The following is a 14,123-nucleotide window of genomic DNA, read 5'->3' as shown; positions in this document are numbered from 1 at the left end:
TGATTGTCTCTCAGGCTCCGCGAACTCTACTTAGGGGCGGCTCAGCGCTGAATTCGCCTTGCCAGGCTTTTCAAATCGAGGAGCACGTCATGTCTCCCGACAGACGCACCCTGCTGCGTGCAGGCCTTGGCCTTACCGCGGCATTCGCTTCCGGTACTCAGATGAACACACCAGCACAAGCCAATTCGAACGACCGATCGCGGCTCAAGGGCGAACTCAGTCACGACGAGGCGGTTCGCGCCGCGGCGGCGGATGACTTCGGCCGGATCATTCGCAAAGAGCCGCGCGCGGTCTTGAAGCCAGCCGAGAGCGAAGACATCGCGACCGTGATGAGTTGGGCAGCCGAGCGTGGATTGAAGGTCGCAGCGCGCGGCCAGGGCCATTCGACCTACGGCCGTTCGCTGACCGACGGCATCGTCGTCGATATGCGCGGGCTCAATTGCATTGGCGAGGTCGAGGCGGATAGCATCGTGGTCGAGGCCGGAGCGACATGGCAGAGCGTGCTCGATGCGACGCTGGCGCGGGGACTGACGCCGCCGGTGCTGACCAATTATCTCGGCCTGTCGGTCGGCGGCACGATCGCGATCGGCGGCATCGGCGGGACGTCGTCGCGATATGGCATGCAGGCTGATCATGTGCTCGAAATGAGTGTCGTCACGGGCGACGGCCGGGAGCTGACCTGTTCGGCGACCGAAAATCCCGATCTGTTCGATGCTGTCAGGGCCGGTCTCGGCCAACGCGGCATCATCACCCGCGCCAGCTTGCGCCTGGCGCGCGCGCCCGACGGGGTCCGCCGCTATCAGCTCTTTTATCGCGATCTGGCGTCCCTGACCGCGGATCAGCGGCGCATGTTAACGGCGGGGCGCTTCGACCAATTGCAGGGCGCGATCCTGCCCGACGGCAGCGGCGGCTGGCGCTACCAGCTCGACGGCGCGATCTTCTACAACCGCGATGCCGCGCCCGATGAAAGCACAGCGCTTGCGGACCTCGCGGACGATCGCGGCAAGGCTGTTATCACCGACCTCACCTATCGCGATGACGCGCTGGCCTTCGCCAAACTTGAAAACCTGCTGCGATCGAAGGGCCAGTGGTCCATTCCGCAGCCGTGGCTGTTCACATTCCTGCGCGGCAGCAATGCCGAACAGGTGGCGCGCGAGATCGTCGGCGGCCTGAGCAACGGGGACGTCGGGCCATTCGGACGGATCACCTATTATCCGATGCTGACCGATGCGTTGCGCGCCCCGCTGGTGCGGTTGCCGGACGAGAGTATCGTCGTTCCATTCAACCTGGTCCGCATCCCTTCCGATACCGACGCGGCCTCGATCGCGCGGACGGTCGCGGCGAACCGCGCGTTCTACGATCGCATTCGCAAAGCTGGCGGCTTCCTCTATCCCGTCAGCGCCTTTCCAATGTCGTCAGACGATTGGCGCGAGCATTTCGGCCCGAAATGGCCGCTGCTGCGCGACGCCAGACAGCGCTACGATCCGCACAATCTGCTGACGCCCGGCTACAATCTGTTCCACAGCCAGGCATGATCGGTTCGCAGCCACGCGTCACTATTCCTCGAACAGCGCGCGCACGTCCTCTTCGGTGAGTGCCGCGCCGACGCGTCCCTCGCGATCGAACAGGCTGTCGGCCAAGGTGCGCTTCCGCGCCTTGAGCTCGTCCATCTTCTCCTCGATCGTACCCGATGCCACCAGCCGATAGATGAAGACCGGCTTGTCCTGGCCGATGCGATGGGCGCGATCGATCGCCTGCTCCTCGACGGCCGGATTCCACCAGGGATCGAAGATGACCACCGTATCGGCCGCCGTCAGGTTGAGCCCGACGCCTCCGGCCTTCAGGCTGATGAGGAAGACATCGCTGTTGCCGTCCTGAAACGCTTCGATCGCGCGCTTGCGATTGGTCGTTTCTCCAGTCAGGACGCTGTAGCGGATAGCCTCCGCATCGAACCTGACCTTGATCAGGTCGATCATCGAGGTGAACTGCGAGAAGACGATGATCTTCCGGCCCTCGCTCAAGAGTTCCACAACCATTTCCATCAGCCGGTCAAGCTTGGCAGATGGGCGCTTGACGCGATCGTCGAGCTTCAGCAGCGCCGGATCGCAGCAGGCCTGGCGCAGCCTGAGCAGCGCTTCGAGAACGACGATGTGGCTCTTGGCCAGGCCGCGCTCCTGGATTGCCTTGCGGACCTTGTCCGACATCGACAGTCGAATGGAATCGTAGAGGTCACGCTGACTGCCCTCCAATGCGATGCGCTCGACGATCTCGCTCTTGGCCGGCAGTTCCTTAACCACCTCCGCCTTGGTCCGGCGCAGCAGAAATGGTTTCACGCGCTGCGCCAGCGCTGCTGCGCGTCGCGTATCCGTGCGCTTCTCGATCGGGGTGCGCCAGCGCCGGCCGAAATCGGTCTTGTCGCCAAGAAATCCCGGATTGGCAAAGCTCATGATGGACCAGAGCTCGCCGAGATGATTTTCCACCGGCGTCCCCGTCAGGCAGAAGCGATGCCGCGCTTTGATGCCGCGCAACCAGCGGGTGGTCGCGGCATTGGGATTCTTGATCGTCTGCGCCTCGTCCAGCACGGCCATGTGCCAATCGCGAGACAGCAGGACTTCGTGATCCCGCGCAATCAGCGGATAGGTGGTCAGGACAAGATCATGTTCCGCGATGGCGGCGAAGCTTTGCTTGCGATCCGAGCCGTGAAGCACGAGGACCTTCAAATCCGGCGCGAATTTTTGCGCTTCGCTGAACCAGTTCGTCATCAGGCTGGTCGGAGCGACGACAAGGGCAGGCTCGCTAAGGTGACCGCGCGCCTTCTCCAGCGACAACAGCGCCAGGATCTGGACGGTCTTGCCGAGCCCCATGTCGTCGGCCAGCACACCGCCAAGGCCGCTCTCCCGCAGCAGATCGAGCCAGTCCACTCCCTGCGCCTGGTACGTCCGCAGTTCGGCGCGAAAATTTGCGGGCAACGCCGGATTTGACAATTCGCGATCCCGAAGCAGATTGGCGAGGCGCCGAAGATTGTCGGCGCCGCTGAAAGCAAAGTCGTCATTCTCGAGCGCCAGCAGCGGCACGACATCCGCGCGCGAAAGCCTGATCTTTCCGGATGCCTCACCGAAAAGCCCGCTCAGGCTGAGGCTATGGAGCGCCAGCACCAATGGCAGGAAGCGATCGGCAGCGAGCGACAGATGGCGGCCGTCGGCAAGCGGAAGATAGAAGTGGTCACCCGCCTCGGCGAGCTGCTTGATCCGATCGGGCGTGAAACTCGGTGTCGCGACCAAGGCAGCCAGAACCGGCGCCAGATCGCGTCGCTCGCCGTCGATTTCGACGCCGAGCGCCAGTTCGAACCAGTCGATGCCGCTGGATTCCAATTCGGCATCGAAGACGCCCTCGGACTGCGCCAGCCGATACGGAAAATCGTCATCGACCAGTACATCGAAGCCTTCCGCGCGCAACTCAGGAAGGCCGAACTCGAGAAAATCGAGCCAGGCATGAGGTTCCCCGAACGTCAGATCGTCCACATGGCCGCCATCGAGGAACCGGTGGATCAACCTCGCTTCGCGGAAATCGAATTCCAACAGCCGCTGGCGCGCGCCTTTCTCCTTCGACCGCCGTCGCGTGATCGTGTAGACTTCGCCGGCCCGAAATGCCTCGAGCGGGTTTCCCTTTTCCTTGGGCTCGATCTCGACGGGGCCGTAGCGGAAACTGAGATGGGCAACCGCGGTCCGATCGGGCCTGTCGTGGAAATACTGGGCACTCAGGCCCTCGCGTCCTCGCTTGAGCCGCAAGATCGGAATCGGATCGTCGTCGATCTTCACCGCCGCTGCCGGCGTTCCCGGCAACAAGCCTCGATGAAGCTGCGGCAACCTTTCGCCGAGGCGGCGCGCCACTTCCGCGACTTGCGCGCGCGGGATGACGGGCGCCGACAAGAGCTGATAGGCAAGCCGAGGCGGCAGGCTCAGTTCGACCGGGCCGATCACGCCTGCGGCCTCGTCCATATAAACCGGCGGCTCGGCGTTAAGGCCCATCGCTCCCGGCACCGTCAGTTGCGGGGCAAGGCCCTGCTTGCTGGCCTGGCGCCAATCGATGCGTCCCTCGCGCGCCTCGCCCCACTGTAGCGGCCGCCCCTTGTGATCGCGCCAGAACGCACGTCCGGTCGCGATGATTTGCTGCAGGAGTTCGCGGGATTGCAACCGAGGTGGGTGATAGTACGCCCCTCGCTCTCTCGTGAGCTGCATCAGAATGTCGATGTCGGTATCGCGAAAATACTTCGGCGCACGTTCGGGCGAAAAGCCGGAGATGCCCGGACGCGTAGGGCTGCCCCCGAACGTCCCGTCCTTGTCGCATCTGGATCGAGAGTAGCGACACCCCCAGCAACGGCATCTGCGCACCCGCTTCAGCGGGCTGCAGGCAGTAGAGCAACCGATGCGTCACATCGACGGGATAATCGTCTCCGCGCATGGCGGCGCCGATACTGTCGAGCCATGCGGTGACATCGTAAGGCAGAATCGGCACGGAGCGGACGGGAGTCTTGCCGATGTCCGTTTTCCGCTCGGACGGCAATGCACCGCTCAGCGCCTGGAGCATCGTCGCCACGACATGCTTGCAATTGACTCCGACTGGACAACTGCAAGTGCCGTCGAGGTCGACTAGACGCCCATGGTCGAATTCGAGCTCGATGTCGACACGATAGGGGCTGGGCTCACCTCCGCGCACCTTGCCGCGGATGCGCACGAGGTCGTCGCTGATTTCCAATCCCGTGACGCGCCCTTGGGCCTGGTAGGCGTAGCCCTTCTCAAATGCGGAACGGCTGAAGAAGCTGTAGATGTCCTTTGTCTTGACGACATCCGAGAGCCTCTGACCGAAATCCTCGACTGCAGACATTTGCTATGATCCGGCAATAACGGGCGGGACCCGTGATCTTTCGCGATCACGCCCGCCCGAACAGCTTGGTCATAGTAATGCGCCGAACTCGTGGTGCAAATTTGCCTGGCGCGGCCGAGCCCCATCGCGCCGGTTCATTGCGAAGGTCCGGTTCTTTTCAACAGAAATTTTGGTGAGTCGAGACTTGTTTGGAAAGGAGTACCACCGCGGCCAGTTCCCGCTCCCGCCGCTGTCGTGGGTAGCCGTGCGTTTCTCACGCCGTTCTCTGAACCGCGCTCCATGTCGCCGTGCTCGAGGCATCGGCTTCCATCGCCGAGATCTTGCCGGTGTTGAAATCGACGACGAACGTCACGATGCTGGATTTCACGGCTGCCGTGGCCTGCACCGCGCTTCCGCTCGCATTCTGCGCCGCGGTGGCCGACACAGCGGCGCTGTTCATGGCGAAGGTGAATATCTGGCGGTTGCCGACCTTCGCGCTCGATACCATCGTGTATTGTTTTCCCGCGCCACCACTGCCAGCTCCAGCGGAGCCGCCGAACAGCGTTGACGATGCGCTGGAACCATCGGGGCCGTAAATCTGGACGTCGCTGTTGTTGGTCAGCGCGTTGCCCGTGGCGGTGACGTGGAAGCCATTGAAGGAGAGCGTCTCCGAGAAGCTACGCTTCGGGAGGATCGTGCCGGGCGGCGGCGCGTCGCCATTCGCGTCAGTCGAGGTCACGTTGCGGTTGCCGGCAATCACCGTCACTTCGGTGGTGCTGGTCAGCGAAATCCCTGCCAGTTCTTCGAAGCTGACCGGTTTGCCGCCTGAAGAGGACGCTTGTGCCTTGTCGGACGAAGAATGCAGCGGCTGGGGCTTGCCCGCCGCTCTCAGCGATTGGACCAGGGCCGACAGCCTGTCGGCCGCGACCTGATCTGTTTTTGCCTGAGCCAAAACCTGCTTCGCCCGATCGGAGAGATCGACAATGTCGGCCGGATCGCCCGGGATTTCGCGTCTGATGACGTGGCGCCGTCCGGCTGAAGATCGTCCGCCACGGACGAGGCAGCATCAGCGAGCAAGGATGCAACGGAGCCATAGGCCGACGAGCTGGTCGCGCTGATCACACTCATCTCTTGCTACCCCTCCTGGGCGCGATGCCGTGTCATGGCGAAAGCATGTCGGCTGCCAAACGGCCATTGCGATCACGCGACAGCTTTACCCGCGCCGATGAAGGAATGGTTAACGAAACATGAGCAGAGCGATAAACGCACCGACATCGTCGCGCAGGCGCGAAGGACGTGGCTACAGTCACACCACTTCGAGCGGCACGAACGGCCCGTCCGGCAACCGCACGACAATGGCATCGTCCGGCCGCACCTCGCCGCCTTCAACGACAATGCCCATCACGCCGCCCTTGCGAACCAGTTTGCCATCGACGCGCGCGATGATCTCGCGCAGCATCCCCGGCTGAAACGTATCGATCTGCACGCAACAACTGCGCAAGCCCATGATCTCCACGACCGCATCGCGCCCGATTTGCAGCCGCGTGCCCACGGGCAACGCCATCAGGTCGATCCCGCGCGTAGAGATGTTCTCGCCGAGGTCGCCGGGCCGTACGACGAAACCCTTGCGGGTCAGATCGTCGATGAGCTCCGCCTGGATGAGATGAACCTGCCGCAGGTTCGGCCGCGCCGGGTCTCGTTCCGCATCGAAGCGGTGCCTGACCAGCGGCCCACAATGCGCGTCGCCGTCGATGCCGAGCCCTTTGCGCAGCATGATGACATCTTGCGGATGTTTGGTGAAGCTGTGCGTGCCGCTGAGGAAAACACCGAGCACGAAAGCCGACTGAGTGTCGGTCAAACCAAGCATGGCACAAACTCCGTTGTGCGGATATGCGTTGGTTGACGTTAACGCCTACGCGGCAAGCTCGACGAGCAAACCGTCTGCTTGTTGTTTTTCACGCCGAAAACAGCTTGGCAAGCCTAACTATCAGGCACCAGATGCCTAGCCCGGCTTGCTGCCGTCGAGGCTGACGATGACGGCGGCGTTGGCGATGATGATGGTATCGCTGCCCTGCTCGGCCGGAATCTCGAGCCCGCCTTTGACCGCGGTGACGGTCACCGTGCCGTAGGGCAGTTCCTTCGCAACAACTGCCGTATCGACCGCATCGGGATTCGGCACGCCAATGGTGACATCGACGAACATGTCGTTGGCGGTCTTGCCGAGCATGCGGAAGAAGCCGAGGCTCGAATGGCGGATGGCGTCCGAGACCGCGCGCCTGGCTGCCTTGGTCGCGTCCTTGCCGTGAACATCGACGCCCATGCCCATCTCGGTGATACAGCGAACGCGTGCCATTGGATTTCCTGCTTGTCGTTGGGCGCAATGAAGCTGACGCAAGCCAAACCAGGCCCACCCCGCTCGATCATTCGCTTAAAGGATAGCGTACAATTCTGCGGCCGCAAATTCGAAAACGCCAACCGTCGGCCGCCTCATCAAAATCCGTCCGCGGCTCTGTCAAGTATTCCTGCTCCGCAAGCTTTCCGCGAGCGCGGAAAGCGCACTGGCAAGTTGTGTTGCAGCTTCCGGCGGAGGCAGCGGCACTTTGAGGTTTTGCACACCGGTGGTCGGATCACGCTCAATCCATGGATGACTCGGAGCGTCCGGATCGTTGGCAGCGGCTAGAGCGCCCATGAGTTGCACGCCAACCTGCACCAGCGCCTGCCACGGATCGGAGCCTCCGCCGTGCGGCGGCGCTCCGGAACCATCAGTCCGCACGATCGCCATCTTGCCGGCACCAACGTCCACAAATGCACCTGCATCTTCCACAGCTTCGGCATCATCGGTCGCAGGGATATTCCTCACTTCCTCGGCTGGCGTCACGGTCTCGCCGTCACCCATGTTTCCAGTGACGTTTTCCACCTCCTTCATGAAGCGAGTGAGACGCGATCCGCCGAGCGAAATCTCGCCGCTGCCGCCGTCGAGAATTCCCGCCGACAGCGAGCGCTTGAAGGCCAGCACCGACAGCATGCCCTCCTCAATGGTGCCCTTTGCCACGAAATTGATAACCCGCACCGGCCGGGCCTGGCCCAGGCGATGGACGCGCGCGATGCGCTGCTCAAGGATCGCCGGATTCCACGGCAAATCCACGTTCACCAGTGTCGAGGCATGCTGCAAATTGAGCCCGGTGCTGCCGGCGTCGGTGGACAGGAAGACGCGGCAGGCAGGATCGTCACGAAACTGCGCGACCAGCGCCGGCCGCTTGTCCGATGGCACGCCGCCGTGGAAACTGACGTAGCCCAGCCCGCGCGCCTCGAGGCGGCGGATGATGATGTCGTGGGTCCGCGTCCACTGCGAGAATACGACCGCCTTGGCGTCGGGCTCGGCGAACAATTGATCGAACAGCGCCGCCAACTCGTCGGCCTTGACTCCGTGGTCGGTCTCCTGGTCCAGCAGATAGGTGCTGTTGCACGACATGCGCATGTTCTGTAGCGCACAGGCCAGCCGCCGCTGATCCTTGTCCGACAGAAACCTGGTCTTGCGCCAGCGCTGGACGATCTTCGCCACCTGATCCGCGTTGTCCCGGTGGTGCAGCATTTGCATCTCGGTCATCGGCACCAGCAAGTTCTGATCGGTCCGGCTCGGCAGTTGCCGCAGCACCTCGGATTTGCGGCGGCGGATCATGACCGGTGCGAGCGTTTGGCCGATCTTCTCCAATCCGGTATAGCCGGTGACACGCCCGGCTTCGTCCCTGACCTGATGCTCGTGCAGCAGCTTCCAGGTCGGTCCAAGCCGGTGTTGATCGACGAACTGAACGATGGAGATCAACTCTTCCAACTTGTTTTCCAGAGGCGTCCCGGTGAGCACGATCGCATAGGAACTATCGATGCGCTTCAAGGCGCGCGCCGCAATGGTGTTCCAGTTCTTCACACGTTGCGCTTCATCGACGATGACCAGTTCGGGCGCCCAGGCGGCGATCAGGTCCAGATCGGGCTTGAGCTTCTCGTAATTCGTGATCTTGCAGAAATCGTCCAGGGCGTACTCCTTCTGCCGCTGCGCCCGGCCACCGCTGATGACGCGCGCCGCATTTTCGCCCTGTCGCCCCGAGAAACGCGTTACCTCGCTTTGCCACTGGTACTTGAGCGAAGTCGGGCAGATCACCAAGACTTTCGAGACGCCAAAATGCCGCGCCAATATCTCCGTCGCCGCGATCGCCTGGATGGTCTTGCCCAGTCCCATCTCGTCGCCGATCAGCGCCCGACCCGCCCGCACCGCGAACAGCGCGCCCTCAGCCTGGTAGGGATAGAGCGGCACCTTCAGAAGCGCCAGAAGCTTGGGATCCGCGGCACCACGGGGGAACAACTGCTCGAGTTTTGACGCCCGCCGATCCGCATCGCGCCTTCCTGCGACGAAATCGAGCGCATCGTCATAGGCGTGGAGTTCATGACCGTGTTTCGATGTCACGGCCATGAACGGTTCAAGTTCGCCGAAGCGCTCCTCTGGCAGGATTCCGTTGCGTGCGACGTCGAACAACTCGCCGGCGGCCTTGCTCACCGCCGGCGGACAATCCGTTCCGGCGCGAAAATACACGCTGCGTTTGCCCTCATTGCGCAAATACAGTTCGGAAAATGCAGGTTGGTAGCCGCGCGCAAACGCCGCCCTGGCGCCGCGCTTTTTCTCAAGCCGGGCAAGCGTGAATTCGATGTGCTTGCATGTTCCCAACTCGCTGGTGGCATAGTCGGGGCATGAACAGAAATTGCCACCGGGTCCCAACCCTCGAATCGCAACGCGATAGCTGGATTCCGATGCGGGATTGCTGACCCGAAACTCGGAGAAGTACGGTTCGCTGCCCAGATTCTCGAGCCCGAAGGCCTGCTCCCGGCCAAACTGGCGTCGCAAGCCGCGCTGCCAGTCCACCGGGGACAAATCTCCAGGTGCTTGCGTGCGCGAGAGCTTGGGTTCTTTGCCCGGCTTGGTTGCCGGTTTCAGGCGCGTGGATCTCATCGAATTACGTCCATCTGGAAGGTTTCGCGTGACACATTGATTTGGCCTCTCAGCATTCCGCTCTTATCACATAAGATCATGATCCGATTGGACGCAATGTGATCATGATCTCATCTCTTTGTTTGAGCATGATCTCCGCGCAAACGCTTCGCGTTTGTCGCGACGGAAAACTGGTTTCACTTTTCCGGACCAAGTTCCAGCGGCACTGATGGCTGCTTCCGTTCCAATTTCTTTCGGCGCGTCATGAGACGACAGCTAGCCGCCGGCTTCACAAAACGGGCGGCCCTGCCCCGGTTTTCGCGGCTGTTTGCGCCATCGTCAATGACCGAGGCTACCAGACCGAGGGGATGAACCGATAGCGCACGCGCGCGGCGTACTCATCGTAACCTTTGAGCTCCGCCCTCAATGCGCCCTCCTCATGCAGGGTTCGCCATGCGATGCCGAGAATGAACACCACCGACATCGCAAGACCGATCCAGGAGCCGAGCAGCAGCGGCAGACCGACGATAAGGAGCAAAGCGCTCGCATACATCGGGTGCCGGACAATGGCGTACGGGCCGGTATCGATCACCCGCTGATCCTCCTGGATCTTCACCACGGGGGCGGCAAAGGTATTTTCCCGAAAGGTCCACCACACGCCGAGCAGATAGAGCACGGTCAGGACGCCGCCAACCACCTGCAGCCAGACCGGCACCGCGGTAAATCCCGTGCGCGCGGCATCCCATGACATGAACATCATCCAGGCGCAGAACAGCACGATGAAGAGCGTCAGCCAGATCCGGTCCCACAGCTTCTGGTCACGCTGCACCGGCGAACTCATGCGCTCGCGCAACAGGCGCGGATTGCGCTTGGCGAGCCACAGGGTGATCGCAAGGCCGCCGATCGCGAATACGGCGAGGAACGCCCAGCCTCCGGGATAAGCCAGGGTGCCGGCCGGCCACAGGATCATGGCGGCCACGATCGCGGTCCAGACCACGATCTGAAGGGTGACTTTCACCATGACATGGCTCCCGATGATTGGCGCCCGTTCATGGGCCGTTGATCGCGACCGATGCGACGGGTTTGGCCATCCAGCCGACGTAAGTGAGATAGAGACCGATCGCGACGAGCGCGCCGAATCCGAACCGCACCAGCGGCAGCAGGTTCACCGACGCAGCCGCGCCGCGCTCGATCAGTTGCGGCGCCGCCATCAGCACGACGCCACGAAGCGCCAGGATCCAGCCGAAAAGCGAAATGATCACCGCCGGCGCGCTCGACCAATATGGGTGAAGGGCGATGATCAGGAGTCCGAGGAATAGCAGCTGTGCGCCAGCAAACCAGGGAAACAACTGGTTCTCGAAGAACGTGGCGGCAAACGTGCCCATCTCCGGTGCGCGCAGGAGGATGATTCCGGGAACGATGACGAACCAGGGGCCCATGACGCGCGCGAAGGCGCGGGTTCGGGCGCAAGACTCAGGCGTGGCGACCATGGCAGCTCTCCGCTCTGTCGCCCCATCTTTGGACAAATCCGCAATATTCAGTATATTCGGGAAATGCCGAATATGTCAAACAAAGGTCCGACCGGCGCCGAACAGCGCTTCATCGAAGACGTGGCGCGGCTGCTGGTGCCTTGGGGCGTTCCGCAGGCGGCCGCCCGCCTCTACGGCTATCTGCTGCTGTTCCCGGAGCCGGTCAGCCTCGACCGCATGGCGGCCGATCTCGAGATGAGCAAGAGCACCGCCAGCGTCGCCGCCCGGCTCCTGGAGAAATACACGCTGGCGCGCCGCCACGGCCAACGCGGCAGCAAACGTGTGCTCTATGAAGTGTCCGACAATTACGAGGGTATGCTGACCGAGCAGAATCGCCTGCTCGATGCGCTCGCCGAACTCTTGAAGCAGGGCGCGGGCATCGCTGCCCGCGGAAAGACGCGCAGTCGCATGGAGGAGATGGCCGAATTCCACATGACGATCCGCCAGTCGATGGAAGCTGCGCTGAAGCGCTGGCGCACAAGGAAGACGCGCTAGATCGCCAACGCATCTATCGAGTTCCTCCTCACGCCGGCACTGGCGCGGGCTCGGCTTTGACCTTGGCAAACGGCCTGAACGTCAACGCGATCAGGAAGGCGCCAAGTCCAACGGCCCAGGAGCCGATGTAAAGCCATGCGTAATTGGCGAAGGTGTCGTAGATCAAACCTCCCGCCACCGGCCCCGTTGCCATGCCCAGGCTGCCTGCCATCGCCGTTCCGCCGATCACGGTGCCCATCATCCGCAACGGAAAATTCTCCCGCGCAAGCACGGCATAGAGCGGCATGGTGCCGGCATAGATGAAGCCGAACACCGCCGCCACGGCGTAGAATGCGGTAAGCTCGCGCACGAAGGCGTAGGCGAGCGCGCCGAATGCCTGGGCGAACAACCCTGAGACCAGCACGCGCTTGGCGCCAAAGCGGTCGCCGAGCAGGCCGAACGCGATACGGCCGCCCATCCCCGCCAGACCTTCCACGCTGTAGATCGTGACGGCGGCGATCATCGGTATCCCGCAGCTTATCGCATAGCTCACGGTATGGATGATCGGCCCCGAATGGGTGGCGCAGCAGAAGAAATTTGTCGCGAGCAGAACGATGAACTGCGGCGAGCGCAGCGCTTGCGCCAGCGACATCGCCGGCTGCGGCTCGCTCTCGCCGGAGGCAGGCGCGTGTTCGCGCTCAAGCGCCGGCGGGCGGCGCACCAGCAACGATATGGGAATCATGATGCAGGCGACGACGACGGCAAGAATCTGAAGCGAGGTTCTCCAGTCATGGATCGAGACGAGCCGGGCGGCGAGCGGCGACATGGTCATGGGCGCCATCCCCATTCCTGCCGAAACCAGTGACACGGCAAGGCTGCGATGGGTGTCGAACCACCCGGTGACGCAGGCCATCATCGGCGCGAAGATCGCGGCGGCCGCGCCGCCCACCATCAGGCCGAAGATGAATTGAAACGCGACCAGCGATGAGGCAAGGCTGGCCAGCGCCAGGCTTGCCGCAAGCACGATCGACCCGGTCAGCACCACCGGCAGCGGTCCGAGCCGATCGGACAGGGTTCCCCAGATCATGCTCGTGAACGCCATCGCCAGGAAGCCGATGGTCATGGCGCTGGACACGCCGGTGACCGACCAGCCGGTGTCCCGCGTGATCGGCAGCAGAAAAACCGGCAGCGAGAACATCCCGCCGATGGCAACGCAGCCCAGAAGCCCGCCGGCTCCGACAATCACCCAGCGATAGTGAGCATCCTTCATTCCCTGTCTCCACAGCAGCTATCCCTGGCTCCAAGACGAACGCGAGGCGCCAAAGTCGACATGCGGAGGCTCGCTCCAGCTCACTTTTTTGCGAACTCATTCCCGGCTATCAGCCGATCTCGATTCGATCAGCGACCTGACGCGTTCGGCGTCCGCCGGCGTCGCCGGATTGTAGACCACCATGCCGAGATCGGGCCGGCCGTCCACGGCGAAGGCCGAATATTCGAAACTGATCGGCCCAAGGATCGGATGCCGCAGGCGTTTGACGCCCTCGCCGTAACCGTGGACGTCGTTGGCGCGCCACAGCGCCTCGAATTCGGGGCTCAGCCGGCAGAGCTCTTCCACGAGCGCACCGACCTTCTCGGTGGCGCCGGCGCGCGCCGCATCGACCCGGAATGCACCAACCACGAACCGCGCGACGCTTTCCCAATCGAACTGCGCGGCACGCACGCGCGGATCGCAGAAGATCATGCGCAGGATGTTGCGTTGCTCCGGCGGCAGCGATCCGTAATCGGTCAGCACCACGGCCGCTGCGCAATTCCAGGCGACGACGTCCCAGGTCGCGGTCTTCACCAGCGCCGGACTGACCTCGAGCGCATCGAGCACGCGTTGCAGCCGCGGCGTCACGCCTTCGGTCGCCTGGTAACGAACTTCGGGCGGACGGCCGAGGCCGAGCAGGAAGAGATGCTCGCGCTCGACCTCCGTCAGCATCAGCGCGCGGGCGATGCGATTGAGCACGTCGGCCGATGGCGCGCCCCCTCGCCCCTGTTCCAGCCATGTGTACCAGGTCGCGCTGATGTTGGCGCGTTGGGCCACCTCCTCCCGCCGGAGCCCGGGAGTGCGCCGCCGTGTCCCGGACAAGCCGAACGCAGCGGGATCGAGCTTGGTGCGGCGGTCTTTCAAGTACGCCCCGAGCAGGTTCTCGTTCGCGGCTGAAATGCTCATCCTGTTAGCCATTATACCCTGATAACATCACTACTTTACCAGGATATCGCTCACGCGGACAGTG

At 62.9% G+C, this 14,123-nt stretch carries 11 protein-coding genes and 1 pseudogene; 2 read left to right on the top strand and 10 right to left on the bottom strand.

The window, feature by feature from the left end; all coding sequences use genetic code 11:
- Window positions 1–89: 89 nt before the first annotated feature.
- A complete protein-coding gene (locus OZ411_RS23800; RefSeq protein ID WP_282529899.1) occupies window positions 90–1,535 on the top strand; it encodes an FAD-binding protein in 1,446 nt (481 codons plus the stop codon).
- Between the two features lie 21 nt (window positions 1,536–1,556).
- Here OZ411_RS23800 and OZ411_RS23795 read toward each other — a convergent pair whose 3' ends face one another.
- The 8 genes and pseudogenes from OZ411_RS23795 to OZ411_RS23760 form a co-directional block, all read right to left on the bottom strand.
- Window positions 1,557–4,238, bottom strand: coding sequence for a DEAD/DEAH box helicase (locus OZ411_RS23795; protein WP_282529898.1), 2,682 nt, complete (start codon window positions 4,236–4,238; stop codon window positions 1,557–1,559).
- A gap of 391 nt (window positions 4,239–4,629) precedes the next feature.
- Window positions 4,630–4,884, bottom strand: a pseudogene (locus OZ411_RS23790) (hypothetical protein); the annotation flags it as partial.
- 253 nt (window positions 4,885–5,137) lie between these two features.
- Window positions 5,138–5,815 (bottom strand): hypothetical protein, encoded by a 678-nt coding sequence (locus tag OZ411_RS23785; RefSeq protein WP_282529897.1) that lies wholly within the window; start codon window positions 5,813–5,815, stop codon window positions 5,138–5,140.
- A gap of 354 nt (window positions 5,816–6,169) precedes the next feature.
- Entirely contained in the window at window positions 6,170–6,730 is a 561-nt protein-coding gene (locus OZ411_RS23780; protein WP_130581755.1) for an MOSC domain-containing protein, read from the bottom strand.
- A 135-nt stretch (window positions 6,731–6,865) separates the two neighbouring features.
- The gene (locus OZ411_RS23775; RefSeq protein WP_130581754.1) at window positions 6,866–7,216 is read right to left on the bottom strand and encodes a Lin0512 family protein; all 351 of its coding nucleotides are present in this window, start codon (window positions 7,214–7,216) and stop codon (window positions 6,866–6,868) included.
- Window positions 7,217–7,375: 159 nt separating this feature from the next.
- A complete protein-coding gene (locus OZ411_RS23770) occupies window positions 7,376–9,862 on the bottom strand; it encodes a DEAD/DEAH box helicase (RefSeq protein WP_130581753.1) in 2,487 nt (828 codons plus the stop codon).
- A 331-nt stretch (window positions 9,863–10,193) separates the two neighbouring features.
- Window positions 10,194–10,862 (bottom strand): isoprenylcysteine carboxylmethyltransferase family protein, encoded by a 669-nt coding sequence (locus OZ411_RS23765; protein WP_130581752.1) that lies wholly within the window; start codon window positions 10,860–10,862, stop codon window positions 10,194–10,196.
- Window positions 10,863–10,890: 28 nt separating this feature from the next.
- Window positions 10,891–11,331 carry a hypothetical protein gene (locus tag OZ411_RS23760; RefSeq protein WP_130581751.1) on the bottom strand — a complete coding sequence of 147 codons (441 nt, stop codon included), beginning with the start codon at window positions 11,329–11,331 and terminating at the stop codon, window positions 10,891–10,893.
- A gap of 72 nt (window positions 11,332–11,403) precedes the next feature.
- Here OZ411_RS23760 and OZ411_RS23755 point away from each other — a divergent pair, with 72 nt between their 5' ends.
- Window positions 11,404–11,865 (top strand): hypothetical protein, encoded by a 462-nt coding sequence (locus tag OZ411_RS23755; protein ID WP_245476615.1) that lies wholly within the window; start codon window positions 11,404–11,406, stop codon window positions 11,863–11,865.
- A 28-nt stretch (window positions 11,866–11,893) separates the two neighbouring features.
- On the opposite strand, the gene OZ411_RS23750 is transcribed toward OZ411_RS23755, so the two are convergent.
- Window positions 11,894–13,114 carry an MFS transporter gene (locus tag OZ411_RS23750; protein WP_282529896.1) on the bottom strand — a complete coding sequence of 407 codons (1,221 nt, stop codon included), beginning with the start codon at window positions 13,112–13,114 and terminating at the stop codon, window positions 11,894–11,896.
- A 96-nt stretch (window positions 13,115–13,210) separates the two neighbouring features.
- Window positions 13,211–14,059 carry a helix-turn-helix transcriptional regulator gene (locus tag OZ411_RS23745; RefSeq protein WP_282529895.1) on the bottom strand — a complete coding sequence of 283 codons (849 nt, stop codon included), beginning with the start codon at window positions 14,057–14,059 and terminating at the stop codon, window positions 13,211–13,213.
- Window positions 14,060–14,123: the final 64 nt, after the last annotated feature.

The sequence above is a fragment of the Bradyrhizobium sp. Arg237L genome (assembly GCF_029990105.1).
Lineage (GTDB): Bacteria > Pseudomonadota > Alphaproteobacteria > Rhizobiales > Xanthobacteraceae > Bradyrhizobium.
Note: the sequence above shows the minus strand (reverse complement) of the source record. Positions and strands in the feature narration are given on the sequence as shown.

Excerpts from the sequence above, each read along its gene's own strand:
- OZ411_RS23750 (WP_282529896.1), bottom strand. The coding sequence starts at position 13,114 with ATGAAGGATGCTCACTATCGCTGGGTGATTGTCGGAGCCGGCGGGCTT.
- OZ411_RS23780 (WP_130581755.1), bottom strand. The coding sequence starts at position 6,730 with ATGCTTGGTTTGACCGACACTCAGTCGGCTTTCGTGCTCGGTGTTTTC.
- OZ411_RS23775 (WP_130581754.1), bottom strand. The coding sequence starts at position 7,216 with ATGGCACGCGTTCGCTGTATCACCGAGATGGGCATGGGCGTCGATGTT.
- OZ411_RS23755 (WP_245476615.1), top strand. The coding sequence starts at position 11,404 with ATGTCAAACAAAGGTCCGACCGGCGCCGAACAGCGCTTCATCGAAGAC.
- OZ411_RS23765 (WP_130581752.1), bottom strand. The coding sequence starts at position 10,862 with ATGGTGAAAGTCACCCTTCAGATCGTGGTCTGGACCGCGATCGTGGCC.
- OZ411_RS23760 (WP_130581751.1), bottom strand. The coding sequence starts at position 11,331 with ATGGTCGCCACGCCTGAGTCTTGCGCCCGAACCCGCGCCTTCGCGCGC.
- OZ411_RS23770 (WP_130581753.1), bottom strand. The coding sequence starts at position 9,862 with ATGAGATCCACGCGCCTGAAACCGGCAACCAAGCCGGGCAAAGAACCC.
- OZ411_RS23745 (WP_282529895.1), bottom strand. The coding sequence starts at position 14,059 with ATGAGCATTTCAGCCGCGAACGAGAACCTGCTCGGGGCGTACTTGAAA.
- OZ411_RS23800 (WP_282529899.1), top strand. The coding sequence starts at position 90 with ATGTCTCCCGACAGACGCACCCTGCTGCGTGCAGGCCTTGGCCTTACC.
- OZ411_RS23795 (WP_282529898.1), bottom strand. The coding sequence starts at position 4,238 with ATGCAGCTCACGAGAGAGCGAGGGGCGTACTATCACCCACCTCGGTTG.